This is a genomic window from Capillibacterium thermochitinicola (genome assembly GCF_013664685.1).
GTDB classification, from domain to species: Bacteria; Bacillota; UBA4882; order UBA10575; family UBA10575; genus Capillibacterium; species Capillibacterium thermochitinicola.
This window is the reverse complement of sequence record NZ_JAAKDE010000002.1, coordinates 13,298-39,435: the sequence shown is the minus strand read 5'-3', so window position 1 is coordinate 39,435 and position 26,138 is coordinate 13,298. Positions and strand designations below refer to the sequence as shown.

General features: G+C 55.9%; 22 protein-coding genes, 2 pseudogenes and 1 other annotated feature. Of the genes and pseudogenes, 4 read left to right on the top strand and 20 right to left on the bottom strand.

Annotated elements, in window-relative coordinates; all coding sequences use genetic code 11:
• The first annotated feature begins 514 nt into the window (after positions 1 to 514).
• Entirely contained in the window at positions 515 to 1,078 is a 564-nt protein-coding gene (locus tag G5B42_RS01025) for a GNAT family N-acetyltransferase (RefSeq protein ID WP_181338586.1), read from the top strand.
• A 256-nt stretch (positions 1,079 to 1,334) separates the two neighbouring features.
• On the opposite strand, the pseudogene G5B42_RS12045 reads toward G5B42_RS01025, so the two are convergent.
• The 3 genes and pseudogenes from G5B42_RS12045 to G5B42_RS01010 form a co-directional block, all read right to left on the bottom strand.
• Positions 1,335 to 2,394, bottom strand: a pseudogene (locus G5B42_RS12045) (ABC transporter ATP-binding protein).
• On the bottom strand, positions 2,394 to 4,109 hold the full coding sequence (locus G5B42_RS01015) for an ABC transporter permease (RefSeq protein ID WP_331274002.1): 1,716 nt from the start codon (positions 4,107 to 4,109) through the stop codon (positions 2,394 to 2,396). The pseudogene G5B42_RS12045 and the gene G5B42_RS01015 overlap by 1 nt, the downstream one beginning before the upstream one ends.
• Positions 4,106 to 5,203 carry an ABC transporter ATP-binding protein gene (locus G5B42_RS01010; protein ID WP_181338585.1) on the bottom strand — a complete coding sequence of 366 codons (1,098 nt, stop codon included), beginning with the start codon at positions 5,201 to 5,203 and terminating at the stop codon, positions 4,106 to 4,108. Before G5B42_RS01010 ends, G5B42_RS01015 begins: the two co-directional genes overlap by 4 nt.
• A 143-nt stretch (positions 5,204 to 5,346) precedes the next feature.
• Between G5B42_RS01010 and G5B42_RS01005 the strand changes: the two genes are divergently transcribed.
• Positions 5,347 to 6,321 carry a hypothetical protein gene (locus tag G5B42_RS01005; protein WP_231133116.1) on the top strand — a complete coding sequence of 325 codons (975 nt, stop codon included), beginning with the start codon at positions 5,347 to 5,349 and terminating at the stop codon, positions 6,319 to 6,321.
• 68 nt (positions 6,322 to 6,389) lie between these two features.
• Here G5B42_RS01005 and G5B42_RS11715 read toward each other — a convergent pair whose 3' ends face one another.
• Entirely contained in the window at positions 6,390 to 6,623 is a 234-nt protein-coding gene (locus tag G5B42_RS11715) for a hypothetical protein (RefSeq protein WP_231133115.1), read from the bottom strand.
• A gap of 76 nt (positions 6,624 to 6,699) precedes the next feature.
• Here G5B42_RS11715 and G5B42_RS01000 point away from each other — a divergent pair, with 76 nt between their 5' ends.
• Positions 6,700 to 7,728, top strand: a complete 1,029-nt coding sequence (locus G5B42_RS01000) for a DUF1848 domain-containing protein (protein WP_181338583.1) — start codon at positions 6,700 to 6,702, stop codon at positions 7,726 to 7,728.
• 82 nt (positions 7,729 to 7,810) lie between these two features.
• Here G5B42_RS01000 and G5B42_RS00995 read toward each other — a convergent pair whose 3' ends face one another.
• From G5B42_RS00995 to G5B42_RS00950, 11 genes and pseudogenes are all read right to left on the bottom strand, one after another.
• The gene (locus G5B42_RS00995) at positions 7,811 to 8,926 is read right to left on the bottom strand and encodes a GNAT family N-acetyltransferase (RefSeq protein WP_181338582.1); all 1,116 of its coding nucleotides are present in this window, start codon (positions 8,924 to 8,926) and stop codon (positions 7,811 to 7,813) included.
• Positions 8,927 to 8,995: 69 nt separating this feature from the next.
• A complete protein-coding gene (locus tag G5B42_RS00990; protein ID WP_181338581.1) occupies positions 8,996 to 10,369 on the bottom strand; it encodes an MFS transporter in 1,374 nt (457 codons plus the stop codon).
• A gap of 229 nt (positions 10,370 to 10,598) precedes the next feature.
• Positions 10,599 to 11,255 (bottom strand): hypothetical protein, encoded by a 657-nt coding sequence (locus G5B42_RS00985; protein ID WP_181338580.1) that lies wholly within the window; start codon positions 11,253 to 11,255, stop codon positions 10,599 to 10,601.
• Positions 11,256 to 11,625: 370 nt separating this feature from the next.
• A complete protein-coding gene (locus tag G5B42_RS00980) occupies positions 11,626 to 11,937 on the bottom strand; it encodes a HisA/HisF-related TIM barrel protein (protein WP_181338579.1) in 312 nt (103 codons plus the stop codon).
• Positions 11,906 to 12,550, bottom strand: a complete 645-nt coding sequence (hisH, locus tag G5B42_RS00975) for an imidazole glycerol phosphate synthase subunit HisH (protein ID WP_181338578.1) — start codon at positions 12,548 to 12,550, stop codon at positions 11,906 to 11,908. The genes G5B42_RS00980 and hisH overlap by 32 nt, the downstream gene beginning before the upstream one ends.
• A gap of 196 nt (positions 12,551 to 12,746) precedes the next feature.
• The gene (gene glmS / locus G5B42_RS00970) at positions 12,747 to 14,576 is read right to left on the bottom strand and encodes a glutamine--fructose-6-phosphate transaminase (isomerizing) (RefSeq protein ID WP_181338577.1); all 1,830 of its coding nucleotides are present in this window, start codon (positions 14,574 to 14,576) and stop codon (positions 12,747 to 12,749) included.
• 225 nt (positions 14,577 to 14,801) lie between these two features.
• The gene (locus tag G5B42_RS11710) at positions 14,802 to 14,942 is read right to left on the bottom strand and encodes a hypothetical protein (RefSeq protein WP_231133114.1); all 141 of its coding nucleotides are present in this window, start codon (positions 14,940 to 14,942) and stop codon (positions 14,802 to 14,804) included.
• Positions 14,943 to 15,018: 76 nt separating this feature from the next.
• Positions 15,019 to 16,293, bottom strand: a complete 1,275-nt coding sequence (locus G5B42_RS00965) for an adenylosuccinate synthase (RefSeq protein WP_181338576.1) — start codon at positions 16,291 to 16,293, stop codon at positions 15,019 to 15,021.
• A gap of 32 nt (positions 16,294 to 16,325) precedes the next feature.
• Positions 16,326 to 17,501, bottom strand: a complete 1,176-nt coding sequence (locus G5B42_RS00960) for an LL-diaminopimelate aminotransferase (RefSeq protein ID WP_181338575.1) — start codon at positions 17,499 to 17,501, stop codon at positions 16,326 to 16,328.
• A pseudogene (gene dapF, locus G5B42_RS00955) lies at positions 17,501 to 18,370 on the bottom strand (diaminopimelate epimerase). The gene G5B42_RS00960 and the pseudogene dapF overlap by 1 nt, the downstream one beginning before the upstream one ends.
• 18 nt (positions 18,371 to 18,388) lie before the next feature.
• Positions 18,389 to 19,723 carry a glutamine synthetase family protein gene (locus G5B42_RS00950; protein WP_181338574.1) on the bottom strand — a complete coding sequence of 445 codons (1,335 nt, stop codon included), beginning with the start codon at positions 19,721 to 19,723 and terminating at the stop codon, positions 18,389 to 18,391.
• Between the two features lie 212 nt (positions 19,724 to 19,935).
• Here G5B42_RS00950 and G5B42_RS00945 point away from each other — a divergent pair, with 212 nt between their 5' ends.
• Positions 19,936 to 20,343 (top strand): MerR family transcriptional regulator, encoded by a 408-nt coding sequence (locus tag G5B42_RS00945; RefSeq protein ID WP_181338573.1) that lies wholly within the window; start codon positions 19,936 to 19,938, stop codon positions 20,341 to 20,343.
• A 42-nt stretch (positions 20,344 to 20,385) separates the two neighbouring features.
• Here the strand turns inward: G5B42_RS00945 and gatB are convergent, their stop codons facing one another.
• The 5 genes from gatB to nadE all read right to left on the bottom strand — a co-directional run bounded on the left by gatB (position 20,386) and on the right by nadE (position 26,097).
• Positions 20,386 to 21,822, bottom strand: coding sequence for an Asp-tRNA(Asn)/Glu-tRNA(Gln) amidotransferase subunit GatB (gene gatB, locus G5B42_RS00940; RefSeq protein ID WP_181338572.1), 1,437 nt, complete (start codon positions 21,820 to 21,822; stop codon positions 20,386 to 20,388).
• The gene (gatA, locus tag G5B42_RS00935; RefSeq protein ID WP_181338571.1) at positions 21,812 to 23,317 is read right to left on the bottom strand and encodes an Asp-tRNA(Asn)/Glu-tRNA(Gln) amidotransferase subunit GatA; all 1,506 of its coding nucleotides are present in this window, start codon (positions 23,315 to 23,317) and stop codon (positions 21,812 to 21,814) included. Before gatA ends, gatB begins: the two co-directional genes overlap by 11 nt.
• 11 nt (positions 23,318 to 23,328) lie before the next feature.
• Positions 23,329 to 23,616, bottom strand: a complete 288-nt coding sequence (gene gatC, locus G5B42_RS00930; RefSeq protein ID WP_181338570.1) for an Asp-tRNA(Asn)/Glu-tRNA(Gln) amidotransferase subunit GatC — start codon at positions 23,614 to 23,616, stop codon at positions 23,329 to 23,331.
• A gap of 57 nt (positions 23,617 to 23,673) precedes the next feature.
• Positions 23,674 to 24,963 (bottom strand): aspartate--tRNA(Asn) ligase, encoded by a 1,290-nt coding sequence (gene aspS / locus G5B42_RS00925; protein ID WP_181338569.1) that lies wholly within the window; start codon positions 24,961 to 24,963, stop codon positions 23,674 to 23,676.
• A gap of 46 nt (positions 24,964 to 25,009) precedes the next feature.
• Positions 25,010 to 25,278: a binding site (T-box leader), on the bottom strand.
• A 90-nt stretch (positions 25,279 to 25,368) separates the two neighbouring features.
• Entirely contained in the window at positions 25,369 to 26,097 is a 729-nt protein-coding gene (nadE, locus tag G5B42_RS00920; RefSeq protein ID WP_181338568.1) for an NAD(+) synthase, read from the bottom strand.
• Between the last annotated feature and the right edge of the window lie 41 nt (positions 26,098 to 26,138).

Below are 26,138 nucleotides of genomic sequence, written 5' to 3'. Positions count from 1 at the left end.
GGCAAGCGCAGGCAGCTTAACATTCCTATCCTTAAGCATGCTTAAGCATAGAAAGTGGTCATGCACAGAAAATTTCTGTTCGTTCTGCCTTCCTTGCCTCACGGGACAAGTTTTAAAGGCCCTACTTAAGTTTTCAAGTCATTTTAAACGATCTACGGTCAAATGTCAATAGAAGTTAGATTAATTCATCGCATCCCAGCTCCGCCAATTCATCACCGTTCCGCGCCAAGCCGTTTCTTCTAGGCGGGAGCAGCACAGATTGTCGATAAGAAAATGAGAACAATCAAGATGATCATGACCACTTTTTGCTTCAACTTTTCTTTCATTGCCCAACCTCCCTATGGGGGAAAATGTCTACTTTCGCCAAGTAATTAATTGTTTTCTACAATTTAAAAATTCTTCCTGCTTTTGGCAGGACGAGGCAACAAATTTTATTAAAATCTCTCTTTAAATAATTAAGTGAGTGGTTTATAATCTTCTCTAATTAAAAAAAGCAAAAACAGGGGGTTTCCCCATGCTTGATTACGACGAGATCCTGCGCCAAAACTCCATCCTGGAAGGAGAAAGGATAGTTTTACGCCCCTTTTCCCTTGATGACGTAAATGACGTGTTTTTATACGCCAGTGATGAAAAGGTGACCAAGTATCTAACCTGGCCGCCCCATGCCGACCTGGCCGAAACCGAAAAGATCGTCCGGGAGATTTATCTCAACAAACCAAACGTTTACGCCATTACCTTGAAAGACGAACCGCGCTGCATTGGCTGTATCGAACTGCGCCTCTGCCCCGAACACCATAAAGCGAGTTTCGGTTATGTTTTAAACCGGAACTATTGGAACCGTGGCTATATGACCGAGGCTTTATCGCTCATCCTCGATCTGGCCTTCTCCAAGTTGGGTTTGAACCGGGTGGAGTCGACCCACTACGCCGGGAACGAAGCTTCCGGCCGCGTCATGGCGAAGTGTGGAATGAAATTCGAAGGAAAAGGCCGGCAGGAGGTGAAAATCAAGGGGATTTACCATGATGTTCTTCACTACGGGATCCTGAAGGAAGAGTGGTTGCAAAACAATACTCCATAAAAGAATCATTCCCGATAATTACAACTATTCCCTCGAAAACATTCCCTCTTCTTCCTCCCTGCCAAATCCGAAACCGGCAGCGCCCTTTGACCTCGCCTGGCCCCCACGCTCCTCCGGGAACAACGACGGCGGTAAGGATCAGGGCGGCCACGGCGGACCCATCCCGCCGCCCCGCTCGCTCCCTTCTCCCCTCAGAAAAAAAGAGCCTTGCTTTGCAAAAGCAAGGCTCCCAGTAAAAGAGGCCTCGGGTTGCCGGTTATGCTTCATACCAATGCAGGCGGTTAAACCGGAGATAACAGGTCTCTCCTTCCCGGAGGAGGCCTTGGCGGTACAGTTTTTGGACACGGACTTCCGTAGCGCCGATCATGACCCGGTAATCAATGACCTCTCCCAAAAAGGCCCGGCGTTTAACCACGCCTTTGACGCCGCCTTCGCCTTCGCTGACAAAGGCGATCTCCGACGGGCGGCAGGCCAGCGTGGCTGTGGGGGCCTTGAACCCGGCGGGAATTTCCCTGGTCAACACCCCCGCTTCCGGCGCGGATTCCACCACCGCGCCGCCCTCTTGCACCCGGACCGGAATAAAGTTGGAGAGGCCGACGAAGCCGAAGACGAACTTATTGGCCGGATGGTTATAAATCTTCATCGGGGCATCAACCTGCTGAACGACGCCATGGTCCATAATCATCATCCGGTCGGAGATGGCCATCGCCTCCGCCTGGTCGTGGGTGACAAAGACAACCGTGTAATTGAATTTCCGTTGCAATTCTTTGATCTCAAAGCGCATTTCTTCCCGTAACTTCGGATCGAGGTTGGACAAGGGCTCATCCAAAAGCATGACGGTGGGATTCAAGGCAATGGCCCGGGCGAGGGCAATCCGTTGCTGTTGCCCGCCGGACAACTCGTTGGGATAACTCTCCTTCACCTTGGTTAAGCCGGTATGCTGGAGGGCCTTATCCACCCGTTCCTTGATCTCCGCCTTGGGCAAACGCCGGTACTTCAAGGGGAAGGCCACATTTTCATAGACGTTCAAATGGGGCCACACCGCAAAAGCCTGGAAGACCATGGCAAAGTTCCGCTTGTTCGGGGGGATATAAATCTTCTTGACGCTGGAGGAGTAGATTTCCCCCCCCCACGATCACTTCGCCTTCGTCCAGATCCTCAAAACCGGCCAGCATCCGTAGGGTGGTCGTCTTGCCGCAACCGGACGGTCCCAGCATGGAGAAGCATTCTCCCTGCTCGATCTTTAAGTTGAGATCATTAACCGCCGTGACTTTGCCAAATCTCTTGGTGACGTGCACGAGCTCAACCTGTGCCATCAGGCATTCCTCCTCTCCGCTTTACTGAGTCTCCGGATGACAATCTCTCCGATGACAATGATGACCAGGGCAATGGAGGCCAACGCGGTGGCGTAGACCGTCTCGCCGTCCTCATGCAGGGCATAGATGGCCACCCCGATCGTCCGGGTCGTCGGCCCGTACAACAACACCGAAGTGGTGAGTTCCCGGAGGGCCGGGAAGAAGATCATGAAAAAGGCCGAAATCATTCCCGGTTTAATCAACGGCAAGACAATGTCTTTTAAGGCTTGCCAATGGCTGGCCCCGCACGCGCGGGAGGCTTCTTCCAAGGAGTCATGGACCTGTTCCAGCGAAGCGGAGGTCGACTTCAGGGCAAAGGCCATATAGCGGGCGATATAAGCCACAAAGATAATCCCTGCCGTATTGTACAGGTTGATGCCGAATTTCCCGCTCCAGGCCAGGATCACACCCAAGACGATGACCGTCCCGGGCACCGAATAGGGCAGCATACCGAGGAACTCCAGAATAAATTTGCCTCTCACCTTGGCTTTGACAATCACATAGGAGATCATGGTCCCGACCAGCATGGTCACCACGGCCGCGCCGACGGAAAGAATCACACTGTTCTTAATCGAATCCCTGGTCATCTTCCAGGTAAAGATGTATTTCAAGTTATCCAGGGTCATGTTGGCAAACTTCAGCGGCAGGCCGTAGGTCTTCAACGCCCCGACCAGGAAGATGATGACCGTCGGCAGGAGAACCGTCACGGCAATATAGAGAATGCTCAAGACCAGCATGGGCACCCGCAAGCCTCGGAGTTTCAAAAGCATCGGGCGCATGCTCTTCCCGGCGATAATCTGGTAACGGCCCTTCTTTAAAACCAGGTTCTGCAGGTAGAGAATTAGGGCCGCCGACAGAACCAGGAGCGAGGCCAGGACCGTCCCGGTCCGGATCGCGTTGAAGCTCCCGCCGCTGGCATGGATCGCCTGGTAAATGAGGGTCGGAATATTATAGATCCCGGCATTCTGCCCCAAAACCGACGGCACCCCGAAGTGGGAAAGGGAGTACATTGCCACCAACAGCGCCCCGGCCACAATACTCGGCGTAATCAGCGGGAACGTGATCTTGCGGGTAATGGTGAAAAGGTCAATCCCGGAAATGAGAGCGGACTCCTCCAGGGTCGGGTCCATCCGCTCCAGCGCCCCGCTGACCTGAATAAAGACAAAGGGGAAAAGATACATGGTTTCGACAATGATGATCCCGGTCATCGTATAGACATTAAAGGGGGCTTTCTCCAACCCGAAAAGATTCACCAAAAAGACGTTTAAATAACCGCCCCGCGGGGAACAGAGGATCTTCCAGGCAATCGCCCCGATAAAGGAGGGCAGCATGAACGGGACCACAAAGAGCAGTTTCATCAGGTTTTTAAAGGGCAAATCGGTCCGGGTCACCAACCAGGCAAAAAAGACGCCCAAGACCGTGCTCAGGGCCGTCACCCCGGCCGCGATCACCACCGAATTCCAAAGGGCTTCGTAAGTTTGGGGTTGACTGAGGATCGTCACCACATCTTTCAAGTTAAACTTGCCTTCGGCGGTGGTAAACGCATTCCAGAAAATCAAGAGGATCGGAAAGGCCACAACCACTACGAGAATAGCAATGGAGACCAAAAGCACCAACTCGGCCACGCCAAACTTCTTTAAGCCGGACAAACCTTTTGCCAGCCGTGGAAACTTCACATTAATCCCTCCACTTCCGCCTCATGGGCAAAGGACTTCACGTGATGAAACTTGAGGAAGCAAGTTTCCCCCTCTTTAAACAGCAAATTGTTGCTGATCGCCTCGTGGGTATCTTGTTGCACCCGCAGATTCATCCCGCCCAAGCTTACACTGTAGTCAATGGTGGGCCCGAGGAAGGTTGCCCTTTGCACCTGGGCCCTTGTCCCCGTATCCTCCCGGGTCAACTCAATATCGGAAGGACGGCACGCGGCCAGAATTTTCCCGTCCTGGCCGGTCTTGGCCAGGAACTGCAGGGCCTTAACCTCCTCCTGCGTGCTTTCCAGCCAAACGCGGCCGTCTTTCTTGGCCACCGGAATAAAGTTGGAAACCCCCATGAATTTGAAGACAAAGCTATCCGCCGGCTGCTCATAAATCTCTTCGGGTGTCCCCACCTGCCGGATCCGGCCGGCCGCATCCATAATGGCAATCCGGTCGGAGAGGGCCAGGGCCACTTCCTGGTCGTGGGTGACGTAAAGAATAGTCACCCCGATCTCCTTCTGCAGCTCTTTAATCTCAAACCGCATCTCCTCCCGGAGTTTGGCGTCCAGGTTGTTCAAAGGCTCATCCAGCAGCAAAATCTGGGGTTTGGAGACCAACGCCCGGGCCAGGGCAATCCGTTGCTGCTGACCGCCGGAGAGCTGATAGGGAAGGCGTTCCTCCAGACCGGCCAAGCCCACCTGGGCGATGGCTTTCCTCGTCCGCTCCCGGGCTTCTTCTTTCTCGACCTTCTGGATATTCAGGGGATAGATCACATTTTCAAAAACGGTCATGTGGGGCCAGACCGCATAGTCCTGAAAGACCACCCCGATCTTCCGCTGCTCGGGAGGGAGGAAGATATTCCTGTGGGCACTACTGACTAGGGTGGAGCCGATAAAAATCTCGCCCGCGTTGGGGCGCTCAAAACCGGCAATTAACCGGAGAACCACCGTCTTCCCGCAGCCGGACGGCCCCAAAAAGGTCAGACACTCCCCATCTTTGATGGTGATATTAAAATTTTCGATTACTTTATGGCTGCCATAATGTTTACTGACGTCCACCAACCTAACTTCAGCCATCCATTAATCCCCGCCTTTGACATAATTTTCCTCCGTCATAAAAAAGTTGCACGTCCCTTTCCGCCGGTTGCACCAAAGGAACGTGCAACGACACCAGCCTTAACCCGACAGGTTATTATTTCGTCATGATCTTCGTAAACGTAGTGAGATCCGTTTTTACGATGGTCGAAGGTTATGTGGAAGAAAACGTCGCCCAGGCCGATGTCCTGATCGAACAGGAGATGGACTTTGATACGTTCATTGATTTTCACCGGGTGTCTTACTTTGTTGAACAGGGCTACCGGGCGGGGAATAAAGCCATGCCGCAGATCAAAGCGGCAATCCTGGCCTACGACCCGAATTTTGAATTTATCCCTCACCGGCAAGCCGGGTATGGCCCCGCCGAACTCCAGCGGATCCTGAAAGAAGCGGAACGGGCCGCCGCCCAAGTGCCGAAACGCTTTACCATCAAACCGGGGTTCTCCTTTGACCACGACTACAATTTCACTAAATTTGAGGTTAAGTTGACCAACGGTCCCTTCGGCCGGTTCGGGGTCGGCTACCGTTACGGCTTTGATGCGGACAACGGCGGGCATGAAGTCTTTTTTGACTGGGGGACAAAAAAAAGAGGCCATGCCGGCGTCTTTTTCCGGCAGAGCCCTAACCTGGATAAGCCTACTTACGGTATTAGCCTCAAAAGCCCTGAATTCAAGGAGTACGTTGTGGAAGCGGTCTACCTCTCCCAGGGGGACCGCGCCTGGCGGGCATCCCTGGGCAAAGACCCTGTTTTCGTTCTCCCCTGGGCCGTGACCGGACTGTCACTGGACCTGTTTGGCCTCCGCCAAAATGAAAAGAACCTTCCCCCCACCGAAAAGCTCATGCTCGGGATCCGCCCCGCAGTTAAGCTCTTCCCGTGGGGAGAAAGGCGCTTTCCTTTCTTCCCGGTCTTGGCCAGACCCTATTTCACCGCCGGAGTTACGGTCGTTTCCCCCCTTACCGCCTATCGCCCCCAGTTTACATATGAAGCCGGGATCGGCACTGATCTCCTGTTGTTCGGCCTCTACCCGAGTAGTTTTTCCGTGGGCGTACAGCTCGACAACGAGCACAAAATCCGCTGGCAAGTGGAGCTGGGCTATTGACCTTGCGCCACATCCGTGTGCAAATCTTGCCCGAACCGTTTGTCCTTGTCATCCCGGCTTTCGAAGGTTTAATAAAAGTTGAGGGTCCCCTCCCGCCGGACCTTTTTTTCTGTATAACCGAAGATTAATACCCCCAGTAAGAACCAGATTAGTGAAACCACAACAAAAAAGAACAAGTCGGACTTGGCGACCAACAATCCGGAAATAGACTGCCTGGCCAGGTTAATCCCGTTGGTTAAGGGAATAACTCTTCCCAGTCTGTCGGATAAAGATGTTTTGGTCAGGGTATCAGTCAAGAACATTAAAAGGATTCTAGATTTATAGTTTAACTCTTTAGCCAGGCCACGATTGGCATTATTTCTTAAAGGGGACTTAATCATGTCTTTTCAAGGATGGGACCGCGTCCAAATCGATACCAAAGAGGGGTTAAAAACGGCCGTCGCGCCGGTGATCGTCTCCGCCAGCCGGGCAACGGATATCCCGGCTTTTTATAGCGACTGGCTGATGCAGCGGCTCAAAGCCGGCTATGTCAAATGGATCAACCCCTTCAGCCGGCAGGACCAGTATGTATCCTTCACGAAAACGCGGGTGATTATCTTTTGGACGAAAAACGCCCAACCGCTGCTTCGCCACCTGCCAGCCCTGGACCGGATGGGGATCAACTATTACTTCCACTATACGGTCAACGACTACGCGGCGGAAGGGCTGGAACCCAATCTGCCCGGACTGGCCGCCCGGATCCAAACCTTCCGGCAGCTGGCCAAGGCGATCGGAAAGAAGAAAGTGATCTGGCGGTTCGACCCTTTGATCCTGGGCCAGGATTTAACCGTCGCGCGCCTCCTGGAAAAAGTGAAGCGCGTCGGGGACGCGCTCCATCCGTTTACGGAAAAACTGGTGATCAGTTTTGCCGACATCGCCCGGTACAAACGGGTCCAGCGCAATCTGATCAATGGTGGTTTTTCCGGCTACCGCGAATTCAACCCGCCCGAAATGCGGGCGCTCGCCGCCGGTCTTCAGGAAATGAACCAAAAGTGGGGCCTCCGGATCGCGACCTGTGCGGAGGAGATTGATCTTTCGCCTTACAGTATAACGCATAATAAATGCATCGACGATCAACTGCTGATCGAGCTCTTCCCCCATGATCAGGCCCTGATGAAGTTCCTTGGGCACGAACCGGCGCCGCCCGGTTTGTTCCCCGGCGCAACCGGGCGCGGCCGGCGGGCCGTCAACCTGAAGGACAAGGGGCAGCGCAAGGCGTGCGGCTGCATCGTCAGCAAAGACATCGGCCAGTACCACACCTGCCTGCATCTTTGTCAATACTGCTACGCCAACTATTCGGAAAAGATGGTGCGCAGGAACTATCAGGAGAAAAGGGACCCCAACGCTGAAAGCATTTTGCGCAACTAAACCCGCTCTTTTTTATTTCTCCTCTTTCCGGGCCAACTGAATGATCTGCTCCAATTGCTTCAGTAGTGCAGAAGGCGGCACCTCAGATTTCCTTCCGGTAGATCCGGTACGTCCGGTAGTGCTTGCCCCCGGCCCGTTCCACATCCCGGCGCATCCGGTCGTTTTCTTCCCCGATGGTCGAACCCTCGACCCAGCGGTAACGGGACTTCTTTACCGCCTCGAAGGTCCGGAGGAAGATGGCCGCCGAGACCCCTTTCCGGCGAAAATCGGGGACGACAAAGAGCACGAAAAAGCGGAGCCCGTCGATCTTCCTTTTCCAATACAGAAACTTAAGCCAGCCAAAGGGGAACAATCGCCCATTACGGAGATGAATCAAAACTTGATTGTAGTCGGGCAGGGTAATGTTAAAGCCAATGGGCCGCCCGTTGTGCCTGGCGATCAGGATAAACTCCGGGTCGGCCAGCGGCCGCAGGGTCTTGGCGATTTCCCGTAAGGCGTCCGTGTCGGGGGGAATCATATCCGGCCATTCTGCGGGCATCGCCTCGTCCAGGACCCGTTTGATATCGGCCAGTTCCTCTTCCAACCGGTTGAAGTTGATCGGTTCGACGGTAAACCCGTACCTTTCCATCGCATAGGCGACCGCTTCCGGTGTCCGCGGCACGTGAATGTCGAAGTAGTAGGCGAACAGGTCAATATGCTTGGTAAACCCGTACCGTTCAAAGAACTCCGGATAATAGGGGGGATTGTAGGAATTCATCAGGACGGGCGGGCGGCCAAAATCATTAAGTAAGAAGCCCCGGTAATCATCGCCATTGGTCGGGGAGACCGGCCCCCGGACCGCCGTCGCCCCGTTGGCGCGCAGGTAAGCACAGGCCGCATCCAACAAGGCGCGGGCGCACTCGTAATCCTCTATACATTCAAAGAGCGAGATATACCCTTCACATTTCCCTTTGGCCTCATTCGTCTTCTGGTCGATCCCGGCCAGTAAGCGCCCGACCGGTTTCCCGTCCCGTAAAGCCAAAAAAAGACGAAACGGTCCTGAGCGGAGAAAATGGTTCTGCTCCGGATCAAGGGTCTGCGCCAGATCGCGCCGGAGCGGCGGCACCCACGCCGGATTCCCCTTGTAAATCTGCCAGGCGAGATTGATGAAGGCCTTCCGGTCCTTCTTGGTTTCCACGGTACGGATGGTTATTGACATGATGATACCTCCAATGTTTTATCCCATGTGCTTATTAGCTTATTAGACTAATCCTTCGTACCAATTTGGTCATTGATTTCTCCCCAGATCCTCCTCCGCACCGGCGGCCGAAGTAGCCCGGGCGGCCAGTTCCTGGGTGATTCGCGCGTGGTAAGCGCGGTCAATGGGGAATTTAAGCAAAACCAGCACCCCGAGGCCGATCAATACAGCCGGTAACAACCCCAGCAGCAGCCGGATGGCAAGTAAGGCACCGGCACTCTGGGCGGTGTTTGGCACATAACCGGACCACTGCAAAACAAGGCCCACAATAAAAAGCGCACCCGAAGTGGCAAATTGCTGCATAAAGGTGACCAAACCGAAATAGATTCCCTCTTGCCGGTGGCCGGTGCGCAATTCATCATACTCGATGGTATCCGGAATGATCGAAAGAGGAATGATATGGGCGGCCGAAACACCAATCCCGGCTAAAGCAGCGATTAAATAGACCAGGTTACGCTGGCCGGGCTGGATGAAGATGGTCGCCAGCATGATCAAGGCCAAAAAGCCAAGGCCGACAAAATAAGAGCCTTTTTTGCCGAAACGTTCCGCATATTTAACCCAGAAGGGCAAGAAGACGGCCGCAACGATAAAGATAATGCCAAAAATAATATTACTGTTTTCCTCGCTGATTGCCAGCCAGTATTTTAAATAATAAATAAAGACGGCGGAGATGATATCAATTGCCACCCAGGTCAACAGGTACGTAATGAGGGCCAAAATATACGGCCGGTTGGCGAGAACCAGACGAAGCCCTTTTTTCAGCGGTAACCGTTCCTGCTTGACCGCCAACTTCTCCTCCGTCCCCACGAACGCAAAGAGGGGTAGCACGGCCAGGACAACACCAAGCGAAATCCCCATCACCCGGTACCCGTACCGCAGGTCCGGTGACAAGCCGAAATAATAGGAGGGTAAAAGCACGGCCGCCAGCCCGCCGATGATGGAAAAGAACATCCGGTAACCGTTCAGTTTGGTGCGCTCATCATAATCCCTGGTCATCTCCGGGGCCAGCGAGGAGTAGGGGACCGAAAGCAACGAAAAGAACGTAATAAAGGAGAAGATCGCCCCGAGAATGATCAGTGTCTGCCCCACCGGTGAAGCCACCTGGGGAATTTGCCAGATCAAACTGAACGCCAAGCCGAACGGGACCGCAAACCATAGTAAAAACGGCCGGCGCCGCCCCCACCGGGTTTTCGTCCGGTCGGAAACGTGACCAATCACCGGATCGATCAGGGCATCCCAAATCTTTGCCAATAAAAGCAATGTACCGGCCAACGCCGGTGGAAAGTTCACCACATCAGTGAGAAAGATCAGAAGGTAAAAGGCGGGAATCGTATAGGCGATACTAAATCCTAGGTCGGTAAGGCCGTACAGAAACTTGGAACGGAAGGAAAGCTTTTCGTGCATCTTAATCCCTCAATTCGATTTAATTTCACCTGAACATTCCACATTTTATGCCCACTCTCCTTCCCCCTCAGTTTAAAATCTTAAGCAACACGGGTGCTTATTACAAGCAACTCTACCGGGCCCGACTAGTACAAAACCGCCGGGACGATTTACGTCCCGGCGGTTTTTGCCAATTGGTTATTTTATCGTCAACTTACTTACCCATCTGCTTTTGGATCGTAAGTTAAATTTACTTGTCCACTGGTGTAAAGTACCAAGTAATAGTCATGTTTGTCTCCTTAACATCATACGCCCCCGTGGCGTACAATAGAGGGACTAAGGATACCTTCTCTATTTTGCTTCCGGTTAAAGTTTTCCCCACTGACGGAAGAGGCTGATCAACAATCCTGATCTCCTCAAACCCATAGCCGGGCCAGCTTTCCACCGGTTCGTTATCCTCATAAAGGACCATTTCTATTTCCGGAACGGTAAATCCATACAGCACAATAGTATAGGTCCCCGTCTCCTCGTCAATAGATAGATAGTCAAGCTGACTGGTCTCAGGAACAACCGCAAGATAGCCCTGCCATTTCACTTCGCAGTAGTCTTCCCGCTTTGGAAGCTGATCCGACCGATCGTGAATCGAACCTGAGACCTCAACTGCCTCATCGGTGCTGCTCCATGAGTCGTTAATTTTCACAGTAACATAGCCCTGCCAGGCCTCAACCTCGGTAAAAACCTCTACATCCACCACATGAACCTTAGTTTTTGCCGTTTTTGATGGATCCGCCTTACTGGAGGCAATAATGTCGAAGGTGCCAGGCTCGGTTGCCAGATAGAGACCATTCTCGTCAATCTCCCCGCCGGTGGCCGACCAGGACACGCGCTGATCGGAAAGGCCGGTCACCGTCGCCGTACACGTACGGTTGAATCGACAAGCCCTCTTCCGGAAGGGGTAAGGAACCTTCCAGCGCGAACAGATACCCAAAGCCCTCGATGAACTCCGGTTCTTTACCCAGCCGTTTCCGGTAGAAATCCGCAATTTGGTCAAGAGAATCATTGCTAATATTATGTTCTAAACTTAATCCTTCGTGTTGGTGAAGGATTGGATTACCACAATTTTCGGTAAGTACCTATTAATTCCTGCTGATGGGAATGATAAATCTTCCAACCGGTAAACCGGCTCACGAAGAAGGCAAGGGGGTTACCCTCCCACCCAGGGGCGGACCGGAATCCGGTGGGCCGCCAAGTATTCTTTAATCTCCCGAACCGAGTAATTACGCGGCATTAACGGGGAATAAAGCATGGAACTGATGATCGCCGCCGAAGCGCCGGTCTTCTGAAAGACCCCCCACCGTAAAGGGGACAAAAACGCAGCCGGCCACTTTCTTCACGGTTTCCAGATCAATGCTTCGCCGCTCGGCGCTGGCGTTGATATCATAAAAAATAATCTCGTCAATCTGCTCCCGGTAAACCCAGTCGGCGACGAGTTCCGCCGGGGCAATCGGAATATTATTCTGAAATTGGCGGGCCTTCGTCACCATCCCGTTTTGCATGTCAAAACAGGCAATGAGGCGTTTCGTCAGCATCAGGCTCACCCCCCGCCAGTAAGGCAAAATTCTTCAAAAGCTTTAAACCGGCCACGCCGCTTTTTTCCGCGTGAAACTGGGTGGCATAAAGGGAACCCCAGGCCAGCATCGAGCAGAACTCCCTGCCGTAGTGGGTGGTTGCCAGGACCACCTCTTCCGCCTCCGGGCGCACATAGTAAGAGTTGACGAAGTAAAAGAACTCCTTCTCCGGCAAACCGGCCAGGATAGGATCCCGCCGCCGGAAGGTCACCTCATTCCAACCCATCTGCGGAATCCGCACCGCGCCGTCGAACCTTTCCACCCGCCCTTTGAGCCAGCCCAGGCAGGGGGTGTCCCCTTCCGCGCTGTATTCCATCAAGATCTGCATCCCGATGCAGATCCCCAAAAACGGGGTTTTCTCCCCCAACACTTTCTCTTCCAGCGTGGGAATCAGCCGCAGCTCCCGCAAGGAGTCCATCGTCGCCCGGGCCGAGCCGACCCCCGGCAGGATGATCCCCGTCACCGGCCGCAACGCCTCCGGCGTGGAGATCAGTTCCGCCTCTATTTTTAACGCGCGGAGCGCATTAAGCACGCTCGGGGCATTTCCCGCTTTGTAATCAATCACCCCAATCATGGTTTCACCCCCGTTTCTTCTATCCGCTTATTCAACATCACCAGACCGGAGATCCGGCTTCCTCCTGAACCGTAAAGCCGGTTTCATGACGGCCGCCCGATTGCGGATCGCTGTGCACCGGTGCCGCCTTGATCAAAAAAGGGAGGCGGGGGCGCCGCCTCCCTTCCCTCGTCCCTCTATTCCACCGCCGTTCCCCTTACTCCACAGTCACGCTTTTCGCCAGGTTCCGCGGTTTATCCACATCACAGCCGCGGACTTTCGCCACATGGTAGGCGAACAACTGCAAAGGCACCACCGAGAGGATGGGCGTAAAGAAGGGGTGGGTTTTGGGGATATACAAGGCATAGTCCACGGATTTTTCCGTCTCGTAATCACCGGCGTTGACCAGGGCAACCACCGTCGCTTCCCTGGCTTTCACCTCTTTGATGTTGCTCAGCATCTTCTCGTAGAGGTCCGGCTGGGTGGCCAGCGCAAAGACGGGCACCCCTTCCTCGATCAGGGCCAGGGTGCCGTGCTTGAGCTCCCCGGCGGCATAAGCCTGGGCATTAATATAGGAGATCTCCTTCAGTTTCAAAGCACCCTCCATCGAACTGGGATAATCCAGCCCGCGCCCGATAAAGAAGATGCTCTCCTTGGCCTGAAAATCCTCGGCAAACTCTTTGATCTTGGTCTCCGTCGCCAAAGTCTTCTCCAATAAACGCGGAAGGAGATACATCTCGGCCAACAGCTGCTGCCGGAGACCGTCATCCAAAGTCCCCAGTACCTGCGCAAAGTAAATCCCAAGCAAGTAGAGGCTCAAGAGTTGGGTGGTATAGGCTTTGGTGGAGGCGACCGCAATCTCGGGCCCGGCCTGGGTAAGGATGACTTCATCCGCTTCCCGCGCCACTGAACTGCCGATCACGTTGGTGATCCCCAGCACTTTGGACCCATGGGTTTTCGACAGCCTTAAGGCGGCCAGCGTGTCGGCGGTCTCGCCCGATTGGGAGATGACAATCGTTAAGACCTCCGGCCCGATGATCGCCTGCCGGTACCGGTATTCGGAAGCCAGATCGACTTCGGCCGGGATCCGCAGGAGTTTTTCAAAGATATACTTGCCGACCATCCCGGCATGAAAGGCCGTCCCGCAGGCCACCAACTGAATCCGGCGGATGGCCGCCAGCTCTTCCCGCCCGATTTTGACCTCCGGTAAGACAACAACCCCTCTTTCCAGGTCAATCCGGCCGGCCATGGTTTCCTGGAGCGCTTGCGGCTGTTCATGAATCTCCTTGCGCATAAAATGTTCATAGCCGTTTTTTTCCGCGGTCACCGCGTCCCATTCCACCCGGAAGACTTCTTTGCCCACTGCGGTCCCGTCCGCCTTGGTAATACGCACTGTCGTGGCCGTTACCTCCGCCAGTTCATCGTCGTCCAGAATATAAATATCCCGGGTTTTATCGAGCAACGCCGGAATATCGGAGGCAACATAATTTTCGAAGGCACCCAGCCCGATCACCAAGGGACTGGACTTCCGCGCCACGACCAGCTTGTCGGGTTCATCCGCCGACAAAACCGCCAAGGCATAGGACCCCCGCAACCGGCCGACGGCATTCCGGACCGCCGCAAACAGGTCACCCTCGTAATAATCCTCGATCAAATGGGAGACTACCTCCGTGTCCGTCTCCGAGATAAAAATGTGCCCTCGTTTTTGCAATTGCTCCCGGAGTTCCTGGTAGTTTTCGATGATCCCGTTGTGGACGACGGCAATCCGTTGGTTACAATCCAGGTGGGGGTGGGCATTCCGCTCCGACGGGCGCCCGTGGGTCGCCCACCGGGTATGGCCAATCCCCGCTCCGCTCCGTTTACCGGTTTCCGTCAACATCTTCCGGAGGGTCGCGAGGCGCCCCGCCGTTTTGCAGGTTTTAATTCGCCCGTTCTGAATGGTGGCAATCCCAACCGAGTCATAGCCCCGGTATTCCAACTTCTCCAGCCCGTCCAGGATAATGGAGACGGTCTCCCCGGAGCCGACATAACCCATAATTCCGCACATTAATCTATTTAACCTCCAATACACAGTTGTCAAATGGGAATGACATAAAGAACAACAGCGCTTTTAACTTCTCCCTCCGCTGTTAGCTTGGGACAAGTTAAGCCTTATTTATAACATCAGCGCACTCTAGCCTAATTTACATTTTTTACCATCACTAGGCGACAAATAACGACTAAGCCACCCGAATCTTTTGTCCCGTCCATCACTGGAGGTTTTGTCAATTCTTTAACGGTCGTGGCCCAACCGGGGGTCACCCGCCGATTCTTCCGAGATCCCCCACCTCGTCAACTTGGCCGCTGCCAAGCCCTGGCGCTTCGTTAAATTTTTTATATCTTCATCTTTTACACCATCAAACACCTCCCACACAAGCTATATGAGTTTTTCCACCAACAATCACCTCCCATCTCCTTCGCTTTGGCCGGAGGGCCGCGAGGCGCCCCGCCTACCGCACAATAATCTCCTCCCTTTTTGCCCCGACCGAGATATATTTGACCGGTACCTCCAGCCACTCCTCAATATACTGGATATAGCGGCGGGCGTTCGCCGGTAACTGGGAATAGCTCCGCACCGCAGAAATGTCTTCTTCCCAACCGTCCAGCTCCACATAGACCGGCTTGGCTTTATAGAGCAATGGCGTGAGCGGGAAGGTGGTCACCACTTCCCCGTCGATCTCATAGCCAACACAAACTTTGAGCTTCTTTTCACTGGACAAGACATCCAGTTTAGTCAAGGCCAATTCGGTCGCCCCTTGCAGTTCGGCCCCATACTTGGTGGCCACCAAATCAAGGTAGCCGATGCGCCGCGGCCGTCCGGTCGCCGCTCCGTACTCGGCCCCGATCTGCCGCAGCCGGTCGCCGACCTCATCAAACAGTTCGGTGACAAAGGGTCCTTCCCCAACGCAGGTGGAATAGGCTTTCACCACCCCGATGATCCGCTCCACCGGCCGGTTAAACACTCCCGCCCCCACCGGCGCGAAAGCCGCCAAGGGGGAAGAGGAAGTGGTAAAGGGGTAGATGCCGTAATGAATATCCCGTAAGGCGCCAAGCTGTGCTTCAAGGAGAATCTTCTTCCCGGCTTTGACCGCTTGCCTTAAAAGGGTGGTGGTATCCGTGACCATGGGCTTCAGCTTTTCACCGTACTCGGCCAGCCACGCCAGGATCTCTTCCAGTTGATAACCCCGGCCGCCGTAGACCTTGGTCAGTTCGGCATTTTTCCACTCCAATACCGTGGCAAGCCTTTCCTTGAGATACGCGGGGTGGAACAATTCGCCGATCTGGATTCCTTTTTTCAGATACTTATCACCATAGACCGGAGCGATCCCGCGCACGGTGGAACCATATTTCTTACTGCCCAGCCGCTCCTCTTCCAACCGGTCCTGAGCCTGGTGGAAGGGGAAACAGATGATGGCCCGGTCGCTGATCTTCAAGTTATCGGCGTCAACCCGTACCCCTTTGGCCCGGACCCCCTCGATCTCCTTGACCAGATGTTCCAGATCAATGACCGTCCCGGTCCCCAGAATATTCAGCGTTCCCGGGTGAAAAATCCCCGAAGGTAGTAAGTTCAGGGCAAACTTCCCGTACTCGTTGATCACCGTATGACCGGCGTTGTTCCCGCCTTGGTAGCGGACGACAATCTGGTATTCTCCCGCCAGGTAATCAACGATGCGGCCCTTGCCTTCATCTCCCCAGTTCACACCAACAATCGCTGTAATGGACATTGACGAAACCTCCTCTGCACCCGTTTCCACAGTTAGATCTCCACCCGGCCGAGGGCCGACTGCATCCGTTCCAAAGCAGTACGCAAGCGGTCGGTCGGGGTCGTCAGGGAGATCCGGAAAAAGCCCTCGCCCCGCTCCCCGTAACCGCGCCCCGGAGTAATGATCACCTGCGCCTTTTCCAAAACCAGTTCGGCAAACTCCTCCGCCGTAAAGCCCTTCGGCGTCGGCACCCAGATGTAGATTCCGGCCTTGGGCGCGACCGGTCGCCACCCCATCGCCTCCAGGCCGGCGATGACCAGGTCCCGGCGTTCCTGATAAATCCGGCGCATCTGCTCCACACAGGTTTGGTCGCCGCGGAGCGCGGCAATGCCCGCTTCCTGAATTGCCTGGAAGACGCCGGAATCAACATTGGACTTAAAGCGGCCCAAGACTTCGACCGCCTCCCGGTTCCCGCACGCCCAGCCCAGGCGCCACCCCGTCATATTATAAGTCTTGGACAAGGAGTGAAATTCAATCCCCACTTCCTTCGCCCCCGGCGCCATCAGGAAGCTGGGCGGGCGGTAATCATCATATGCAATTTCGCTGTAGGCCGCGTCGTGACAGACCAAGATGTCAAATTCCCGGGCAAAGGCGACCACCTCGTTGAAGAAAGCGAGATCGGCCACCGCGCCGGTGGGGTTGTTGGGATAATTCAAGAACATCAGCTTCGCTTTTTTCGCCACGGCCGTCGGGATATCGGCCAAAACCGGTTTAAAACCGTTCTCCGCCGTTAACGGCATGTAATAAGCCGTCCCACCGGCCAGCATAGTACCGATCCCGTAGACCGGATAACCGGGATCCGGCACCAGGCTCACGTCACCGGGGTCCAAATAACAAAAGGGGATATGGGCGATTCCTTCCTTGGACCCGATCAGGGTGACCACCTCGGTCTTCGGGTCAAGCGCCACCCCGAAACGCCGTTGGTAAAAATCGGCCACCGCCTGCCGGAAACTTAATAAACCGACCGAACTCGGATACTGGTGGTTGGCCGGGTTCCGGAGGCTCGCCGTCATCGCGTCAACAATATGGGGCGGCGTCGGCAGATCCGGGTCCCCAATGCCCAAACTGATCAGATCGATCCCTTGGGCGCGCGCTTCGGCGATCTTCTGTTCAATCCGGGCAAAAAGATAAGGGGGCAGGGTTTGCATTTTGGTATTGACTTGCACCATCAAACTTCCCTTCCTTCCGTTCCGGCTTGCCAGTTTAAGTCCATCCGGCCGGTAAAGACCAGGGTGGCCGCCCCGGTCATGTAGACATGATCATCACTGGCCCACTCGATCAACAGGTCGCCCCCGGCCAGCTGCACGGTCACCCGGCGGCCCGTCAGGCCCATTAGCGCACAGGCGACGGCCGTCGCACAGGCACCGGTGCCGCACGCCAGCGTTTCGCCGACGCCCCGTTCCCAGACCCGCATAATCACGCGACCGGCATCAACCACGTCACAAACTCCACATTGGTCCTGGCCGGAAAGAGCGGGTGGGCCTCAATCAACGGCCCCCACTGCCGAACCGGAAAAGTGGCCGCCTCCTCAACCTCGATCACACAATGGGGGTTCCCCATCGAGACGGCGGTAAAGGTAAACTCCCGTTCCGCCACGATCAGTTTACCGCCCACCACCGGGCTTTCCGGTGAGCGGACCGGGATCTTCTCCGCGGCGAGCACCGGCCGGCCCATATCCACCCGCACCCCGGTGAGCCGGTCCCCCTCGGTCAACAGGGTCGCCTCCCGCGGCCCCCCCCAAAGTGCCGATCCGCATGCGGCGTTTCCGGCAAAGCCCCGTTTCCCAGGCATATTTGGCCACACAACGGATGGCGTTTCCGCACATCTCGGCCTCGCTGCCGTCCGCGTTGAAAATCCGCATGCGCAGGTCATATTCGGGGTCCGGTCCGATCAGGACCAGGCCGTCCGCGCCGATTCCCCAGTGGGGGGCACAAAGGCGCCGTGCCGCGTCCGCGTATTGCCCCGCCGGCAGATCCGCCTGCCCCTCCGGGACAATAATGAAATCATTGCCCAGACCGTGCATTTTCACAAATTCCATCGTCACAACATCCCCAGGTCAGATATTCCCCAGATACTGGTCGATCTCCCACTGGTGCACCTGGGTCCGGTAGACCTCCCACTCGATCAGCTTTGCTTTCATATAATGGTCAAAAGCGTGTTTACCCAGCATCTCCCGGATCAGCGCATCTCCGGCCAGACAGTCCAGGGCTTCCCGGAGGCTGCCGGGGAGGCTTCTAATCCCTAGCTTTTGCCTTTCGTCCGGACTTAACTCGTACGAGCTTTCCGGAATCGGTTTCCCGGGGTTCATCCGGTTTTGGATCCCGTCCAGGCCGGCTTTCAGCGCCGCCGCAATAATCAAATAGGGATTGGCCGCCGGGTCCGGTGAGCGGAATTCGACCCGCGCGGACGGCCCGCCGGCTCCCGGGATCCGGATTAAAGTGCTCCGGCCCCGGTCCGACCAGGTGATATCGACCGGCGCTTCGTAGCCCGGGACGAGACGCTTATAGGAATTGACCGTCGGATTGCCCAGCGCGCACAAGGCCGGCGCATGATGCATGAGACCGGCAATATAGTGCCGAGCGAGATCCGAAATCCCGAATTCACCTTCGGGGTCGGCAAAGACGTTAACCCCGTTTTGGTAGAGGGATTGATGCAGGTGCAACCCGGAACCGTTCTCCCCGAAGATCGGTTTCGGCATGAAGGTGGCGTGGAGGCCGTGTTTCTTCGCGATGACTTTAGTGACCAGCTTGAACGTCATAAAATTATCGGCCGCACTTAAAGCCTCGGTGAAATGCAGATCAATTTCATGCTGGCCGGGAGCGACTTCATGATGGGACGACTCGATCTCCAGACCCATCTCTTCCAGGGTAATCACGATGTCCCGCCGGGCGTCCTCCCCGCGGTCCAGGGGCGACAGGTCAAAATAGCTCCCGGTATCGATCGTCTCCTTGCGCGGCCGTCCCCGTTCGTCGGTTTCGAAGAGGAAAAACTCGGGCTCCGGTCCGACATACAGCGTATACCCCAACGCATTCGCTTCGGCTAGCACCTGACGGAGGATATAACGGGGGCAGCCGACAAAAGGCTCCCCGTCCGGGGTATAAACATCGCAGATCAGCCGGGCGACCGCGCCTCCTTCCTTGGGCCGCCAGGGGAAAATGGTGAATGTATCGGGATCGGGGCGCAGATACATATCGGACTCGTGGATCCGGGTAAATCCCTGAATCGAGGAGCCGTCAAAGATAATCCCTTCCGTAAACGCCCGTTCCAATTGGTTGATGGTAATCGCCAAGTTCTTGAAATTGCCCAAAATATCGGTAAACTGGAGCCGCACAAATCTCACATTAAGCTCGTGGGCCCTTTTGATCACTTCTTTTTGTTTGGAGTTGAGCATCGGCAAACCTCCTTATCACGATCGATCCCTATTTTAACCCAAAACTAACATGATGTAAAGTTTTTAAATATCAACCGGCCCAAACACCTCTTTTTAAGGCGGGGCGCACCCCCGGTGGAAAAGATTGTGTTATTTTCCCCAGGCTTGACGTTACTTTTAAAGTTTGTTAACATATGAAGAAAGGGTTGTTCAGAAGAGGAGAGGAGTGCACCATGGCCGATCAAGATCCAAACCAACCAACTTACTCCATCGGCGAAGTCCGGGAAAGAACCGGCTTAAGCAGCAGGCAAATCCGGTACTATGAAGCAATGGGGTTGATCGAATCCCTCCGGACCAACGGCAAACACCGCCGCTTCACGGAGGAGATGATCGACCGGCTGCTGACGATCAAAGAACTGCTCAAAGAAAAATCCAGCATCGAAGCGGTCCGCCAGGCTTTGCAACAACCCGGGGCCGGCCAGTCCGGTCTCCAGAAAAAAACGCCGGCTCTTCCGCGCTATCCTCAGATGAGCCGGCAAGGTTTAACCTCCCTCTACCCGGTTTCCAACCGGGCCGACCTCCTGGCCATGATCCAATGGCTGGAAGGGCAAAAAAAGATGAAAACCAACCAAGACCCCTGAGGAAACTCAGTGGTCTTTCTTTTCCTACGCCCGGCCGGCCGGTCACCCCTGCGCAAGTTTGGCCAACTCCTCTTCAAGCAAAACCTTAATCACCTGGGGATTGGCCTGGCCTTTGGTCTCCCGCATAATTTGGCCGATCAAAAACTGGGCGGCCTTTGTCTTTCCGTTCAGGTAGTCATGGACGGATTGGGGATAAGTTTGCAGCACTTGGGCGACGACCGCCCGCAGCCGGGCTTCATCCGAGATTTGCCGGATACCCTCTGCCCTAATGATCTCTTCCGGAGAAGCGCCGGTCCGGAAGACCTTTTCAAAAACGGTTTTCCCTTGGGAGACACTGATTTCTCCGGCATCGATCCGGCGCAGCAGATCGGCCAGGTGGGCCGGGTTGACGGCCAGCGCTTCCGGGGTCAACCCTTCCTCCCCCAGCAGCCGGAGCACTTCGCCCATGATCCAGTTGCTGGCCGCTTTCGGGCTGAAGTAAAACTTGAGGACGGCCTCGAAGAAATCCGCCAGGTGCTTGGAGCCGGTGATCAGATCGGCGTCATACTCCGGCAGCTTATACTCCTCGATAAACCGGCGTTTCTTCGCCTCGGGGAGCTCGGGCAGGGAAGCCGCGATCGCCGCCACGTAAGCCGGGTCCAGTTCGATCGGGACCAGGTCCGGGTCGGGGAAATACCGGTAATCCTGGGTCTCCTCCTTGCTCCGCAGGGGCAGCGTCCGCTGCTTCGCTTCCTCCCACTTTCTGGTCTCCTGTTTGACTGTTTTGCCCTCCGCCAGAAGTTCGCTCTGGCGTTCAATTTCATAGGCCAGCGCCCGGCCCAGCGCTTTAAAAGAGTTGATGTTCTTCAGTTCGGTCTTGGTCCCCAGGTGTTTTGCCCCGGCCGGTTTGAGCGAAATATTGGCGTCGCACCGCAAAGAACCCTCTTCCATTTTGCAGTCGGAGATCCCAAGGTACATCAGGATCCGGCGTAACTTCTCCAGAAACTCCACGGCTTCCTCCGGGGTGGCCAGATCCGGAGCCGTCACAATTTCGATCAGGGGGACTCCCGCCCGGTTGTAGTCCACCAGGGAATAACCTTCCCCCTCCGGACTATGGATAAGTTTGCCGGCGTCTTCCTCAATATGGATCCGGGTGATCCGGATCGTTTTCCCGCTGGCCAACCGTAAAAACCCGTCCCGGCAGAGGGGCAGATCATACTGGGAAATCTGGTAAGCCTTTGGCAAGTCGGGGTAGAAATAGTTTTTCCGGTCCAGCTTGCTATAGTCCGCAATCCGGCAATTTAAGGCCAACCCCGCCCGGAGGCAGTACTCGACCACTTTTTCATTGAGGACCGGCAGCGCCCCGGGCAGCCCCAGACAGACGGGGCAGGTCTGAGTGTTGGGCTCCGCCCCGTACTTCGTGGCGCATCCGCAAAAAATCTTCGTGGCGGTGGCGAGCTCCGCATGCACCTCCAGGCCGATCACCGCCTCAAACTTCATCCGGGCTCCCCCCTTCCTGCTCCGCACGGTCGTGTCCGGTTCCGCACGGCCGTGCCCGGTGATGACCGGTCACCTTTTGGTACTGGTGGGCAATGTTCAAAATGGTCGTCTCGGCAAACGGCCGGCCGATAATCTGCAACCCCACCGGCAACCCCCGGGCGAAGCCGCAAGGAATGGAAAGGGCGGGCAGGCCGGCAATGTTCACCGGGACGGTACAAACATCGGACATGTACATCGCCAGGGGATCGGTGAGCCTTTCCCCCAGCCGGAACGGGAGCGTCGGCGAAGTGGGGGTCACGATCGCGTCCACCACCCGGAACGCCTCCGCGAATTCCCGGCAGATCAAGGTCCTGACCTGTTGGGCTTTTTGGTAATAGGCCTCGTAATACCCGGCGCTCAGCGCATAGGTGCCGAGCATAATCCGGCGTTTGACCTCCGGCCCAAACCCCTCGGCCCTGGTCCGGGTATAGTAGGCGGCCAGATCCTCCCGGCCCGCCGCCGCCCGCCCGTAGCGAATCCCGTCGTACCTGCCCAGATTGGAACTGGCCTCCGCCGAAGAGATCAGATAGTAGACCGGAAGGGCGTACTCGGTCATTTTTAAGGAAATTTCCACAACCCGGGCGCCCAGATCTTCCAGTTGGGCGACCGCTGCCATGACAATCCGTCCGACCTCCGTGTCCACGCCCTCCCCGAAATACTCCCGGGGCAGGCCGATCGTCCGCCCGGTAAGTTCCCGATCCAATTCTTGTGTGTAATCCACCGGCGTACCCCGGACGGAAGTGGAATCCAACGGGTCAAAGCCGGCCATGGCCGAGAGCATTAAGGCACAATCCTCCGCATCCTTGGTGAGCGGGCCAATCTGGTCAAAGGAAGAGGCGAAAGCGACCAGCCCGTAACGGGAAACCAACCCGTAGGTCGGTTTCAGGCCGGTCACCCCGCAAAAGGCCGCCGGTTGGCGGATCGAGCCCCCGGTGTCGGAGCCGAGGGCGGCAATGGCTTCACCGGCCGCCACCGCCGCGGCCGAACCGCCGCTCGAACCACCCGGCACCAGCCGGGGGTCCCAGGGGTTTTTCGTCGGTTTGACCGCCGAGTTCTCGGTGGAAGAACCCATGGCAAACTCGTCCATATTGGTCCGGCCGAGGATCAGCGCGCCCTGGTCCATAAGTTTCTGCACCGCCGTCGCCGTATAGGGCGGCACATATCCCTGCAAGATCCGGGAGGCACAAGTCGTCTCCTTTCCCGCCTGACAGAGATTGTCCTTGATCGCCACGGGAATCCCGTCCAGGACCCCCAAAGCGTTGCCCGTTTTGATCCGGTCGTCGGCCGCCCGGGCGGCCGCAAAGGCCGCTTCCAAATCCAACGCCAGGTAAGCGCCGAGGTTCTCCTCTGCTTCCTCGATTCTCTTGACCACCGAGGACAGGACCATCGAGGGCAAAACCTCTTTCCGCGTGAAGAGGTCTTTAATTTCATGCAGCGTCAAATCGCAAAGTTCCATCCCCGCGCCTCCTATTCCATAATCAGCGGCGCCACGAAGCTGCCATCCTTCGCTGCGCCGGCGTTACGCAACACTTCCGTCCTGGGCAGAGAAGGTTTAACCTCATCGGCCCGGAAACGGTTCTTCACTTTCTGGACATGGGCAGTCGGCGGAACACCGGTGGTATCCACCTCGTTCAGCTTGGCAAAGGCCTCTAAAATCCGGTTGAATTCCCCGGCCAACTGCCGGAGTTCGGCTTCGGAAAACGCCAGCCGGGCCAGTTCCGCCACCCGGCGGACTTCGTCTTCGCTAACCCGCATCTCAACTCCGCTCCTTTCTTCCTTCCTTTGCTTAATAAAGTTGCGTTGGCGATCCCCTTACGGGATAACCCGCTCCACATCCCGCGGGAAAAGGCTGGCTTCCCGAATATTCGCCAAGTTCAAAAGCTGCATGGTCAAGCGTTCGCAGCCGATGGCAAAGCCGCCATGGGGCGGGACGCCGTATTTGAAAGTATCCAAGTAGAATCCGAAATCTTCCGGATTCAGCCCAAAAGCCTGCATCTTGTCGTAGAGCATGCGGTAACGGTGGATCCGCTGCCCGCCGGTGGTAATCTCCAACCCTTTGTATAACAGATCAAAACTCTTGGTGAGGGCCGGCTCATCCTCCATCGGCATGGCATAAACCGGCCGTTTCGCCACGGGAAAGGCGGTCAGAAAGAGAAAGTCGCTGCCGGTTTTCTCCTTGATATACCGGCCAAGCAGTTTCTCCGCTTCGGCATCGATCTGCCCGGCGGGCAATCTTTTGCCGTATTCCTTCTGGAGGAGCGCCTGCGCTTCACGGACGGAGAGTCTGGGGATCTCCCCGGGGTCGGCGAGTTCCACGCCGTGTTGGGCCAGTTCCTCACCGCAGGTCTCCGGCAGGACAGAGAAGAGATAACGCAAAAATTCATTCTCGATCGCCATTAGATCATTCTCATCCCGGATAAAGCCCATTTCCACGTCCAGGCTGATATACTCGTTCAGGTGGCGGGTCGTGTTGTGCAACTCCGCCCGGTAGGCGTGGCCGACCTCAAAGACCCGTTCATACCCGGCCGCAACCATCATCTGTTTGTAAAACTGCGGGCTTTGGGCAAGATAAGCCCGCTTTTTAAAGTACTTGACCGGGAACATCTCCGCCCCGCCTTCCGCCCCCTCGGCCACGATCTTCGGCGTCTGGATTTCGGTAAACCCCCGGGCCCGGAAAAAGTCGCGGAAGGCCCGGATGATCTCCTGCTGGACAAGGAAGATCCCGTGCACCAAGGGACTCCTCAGGCTCAACACCCGGTGGTTGAGGATGGTGTCCAGTCCTTCCTTAATTTCCTTGGCGTTCACGGCCAGGGGTAAATGGTCGTACTCCACTTCCGAGATTACTTCCACCTTCGCCTCTTGGATCTCTACTTTACCTGGGGCTTTGTCGTTAGCCACCACCTTCCCCTCGACCGTCACCACCGTTTCCAGGCGCAGTTCCGGATGGTCCTTCCCCTCCAGCACCACCTGGATCAACCCGCTCCGGTCCCGGAGGAGCAAAAAGGTCAGGTTCCCCAGATCGCGGAGGCGGTGCACCCAACCGCACAGCCGGATCCTGCAGCCGGCCTTTTGCCGGGCTTCTTTCGCCAAAGTTCTCTCCATGCACAGTCCTCCTTTCTCCCCATTGGTATAAAAAAAGTCCCGTCCCTTGCGGGACGAGACTTTGCTCGCGGTGCCACCCATCTTAACCGTATCCGGTTCACTCGTTTCCACAGTCCGCACCTCCATTGCGAACTGCCCCTTCTTTTAACGGTGAAGGTTCCGTCCACGTCTACTCCGCCCGCCTGCCAAAAAGGCGCCGTTTCGGGTGGCTGCTCAGGGGTGTTCTTCCTCACCGCCCACCTATCCGGTTTCCACCCGCCCGGACTCTCTTTCAGGTGTGCCGCGGTGAGTACTCCTCCTCATCCTCGCTTTTTCCCAAGGCTAAATTTTATAAAAATATACCCAAAAACAACCATTTTGTCAACCATAAGATGACCCGCGGTTCCAAAACGTGGGTTACCAGGTTCAAGGGAGCGGTGCCCGCGGGGGCGGGGTCAGTTTGTGCCGGTTCTCCTCCCGGCGCTTCTCCACAAAGGCCCGGACCGCCGGATCCCCGCCGTTGCCGTACAAAACGGCTTCCAACGCTTGATAACTATACCCCAGCTCCCCTTCGTCGGTTTGCCCGGGCAGCAAGCCGGCGCTGGGCGCTTTGGCAACAATGGCGTCCGGTATTTTCAGATGGCGCGCAAGTCCGTAGACATCCGCTTTCGCAAGATTGCCCAGCGGTAAAAGGTCAACCCCGCCGTCCCCGTATTTGGTAAAATAGCCCAAAGCCAACTCGGTGGCGTTGCCGGTCCCGACGACCAAATAGTTATACTCGTTGGCCATATAATACAAGGCGGTCATCCGCAAACGTGCTTTCAGGTTGGCCACGGCCAAGGGGGAACTTTCCTGCCCTCCCCAACCGCTCACTTCCTCCAGTAATTGTTCGAAGACACCGGAAAGCTCAATCACGCGGACGGGAATCTTGTATTCCCGGGCCACCATTCGCGCATCCATCACATCCTTGGGGTCACTCTTAATCGGGAGGATTAAGCCCAGGGTCGATTCGGGACAAGCCGCCTTGCAAAGCACGGCCGTAACCGCCGAATCAACCCCGCCGCTTATCCCCACCACTAAACCTTTGGCGTTGGCCGCAGCCACCGCCGCCCGGAGCCAAGCCACTATTTTTTCGTAAACCGCCGCGTAGTCCATCGGGTTCCTCCTATTTGGCAAATACTCTCGTCGTTGATACC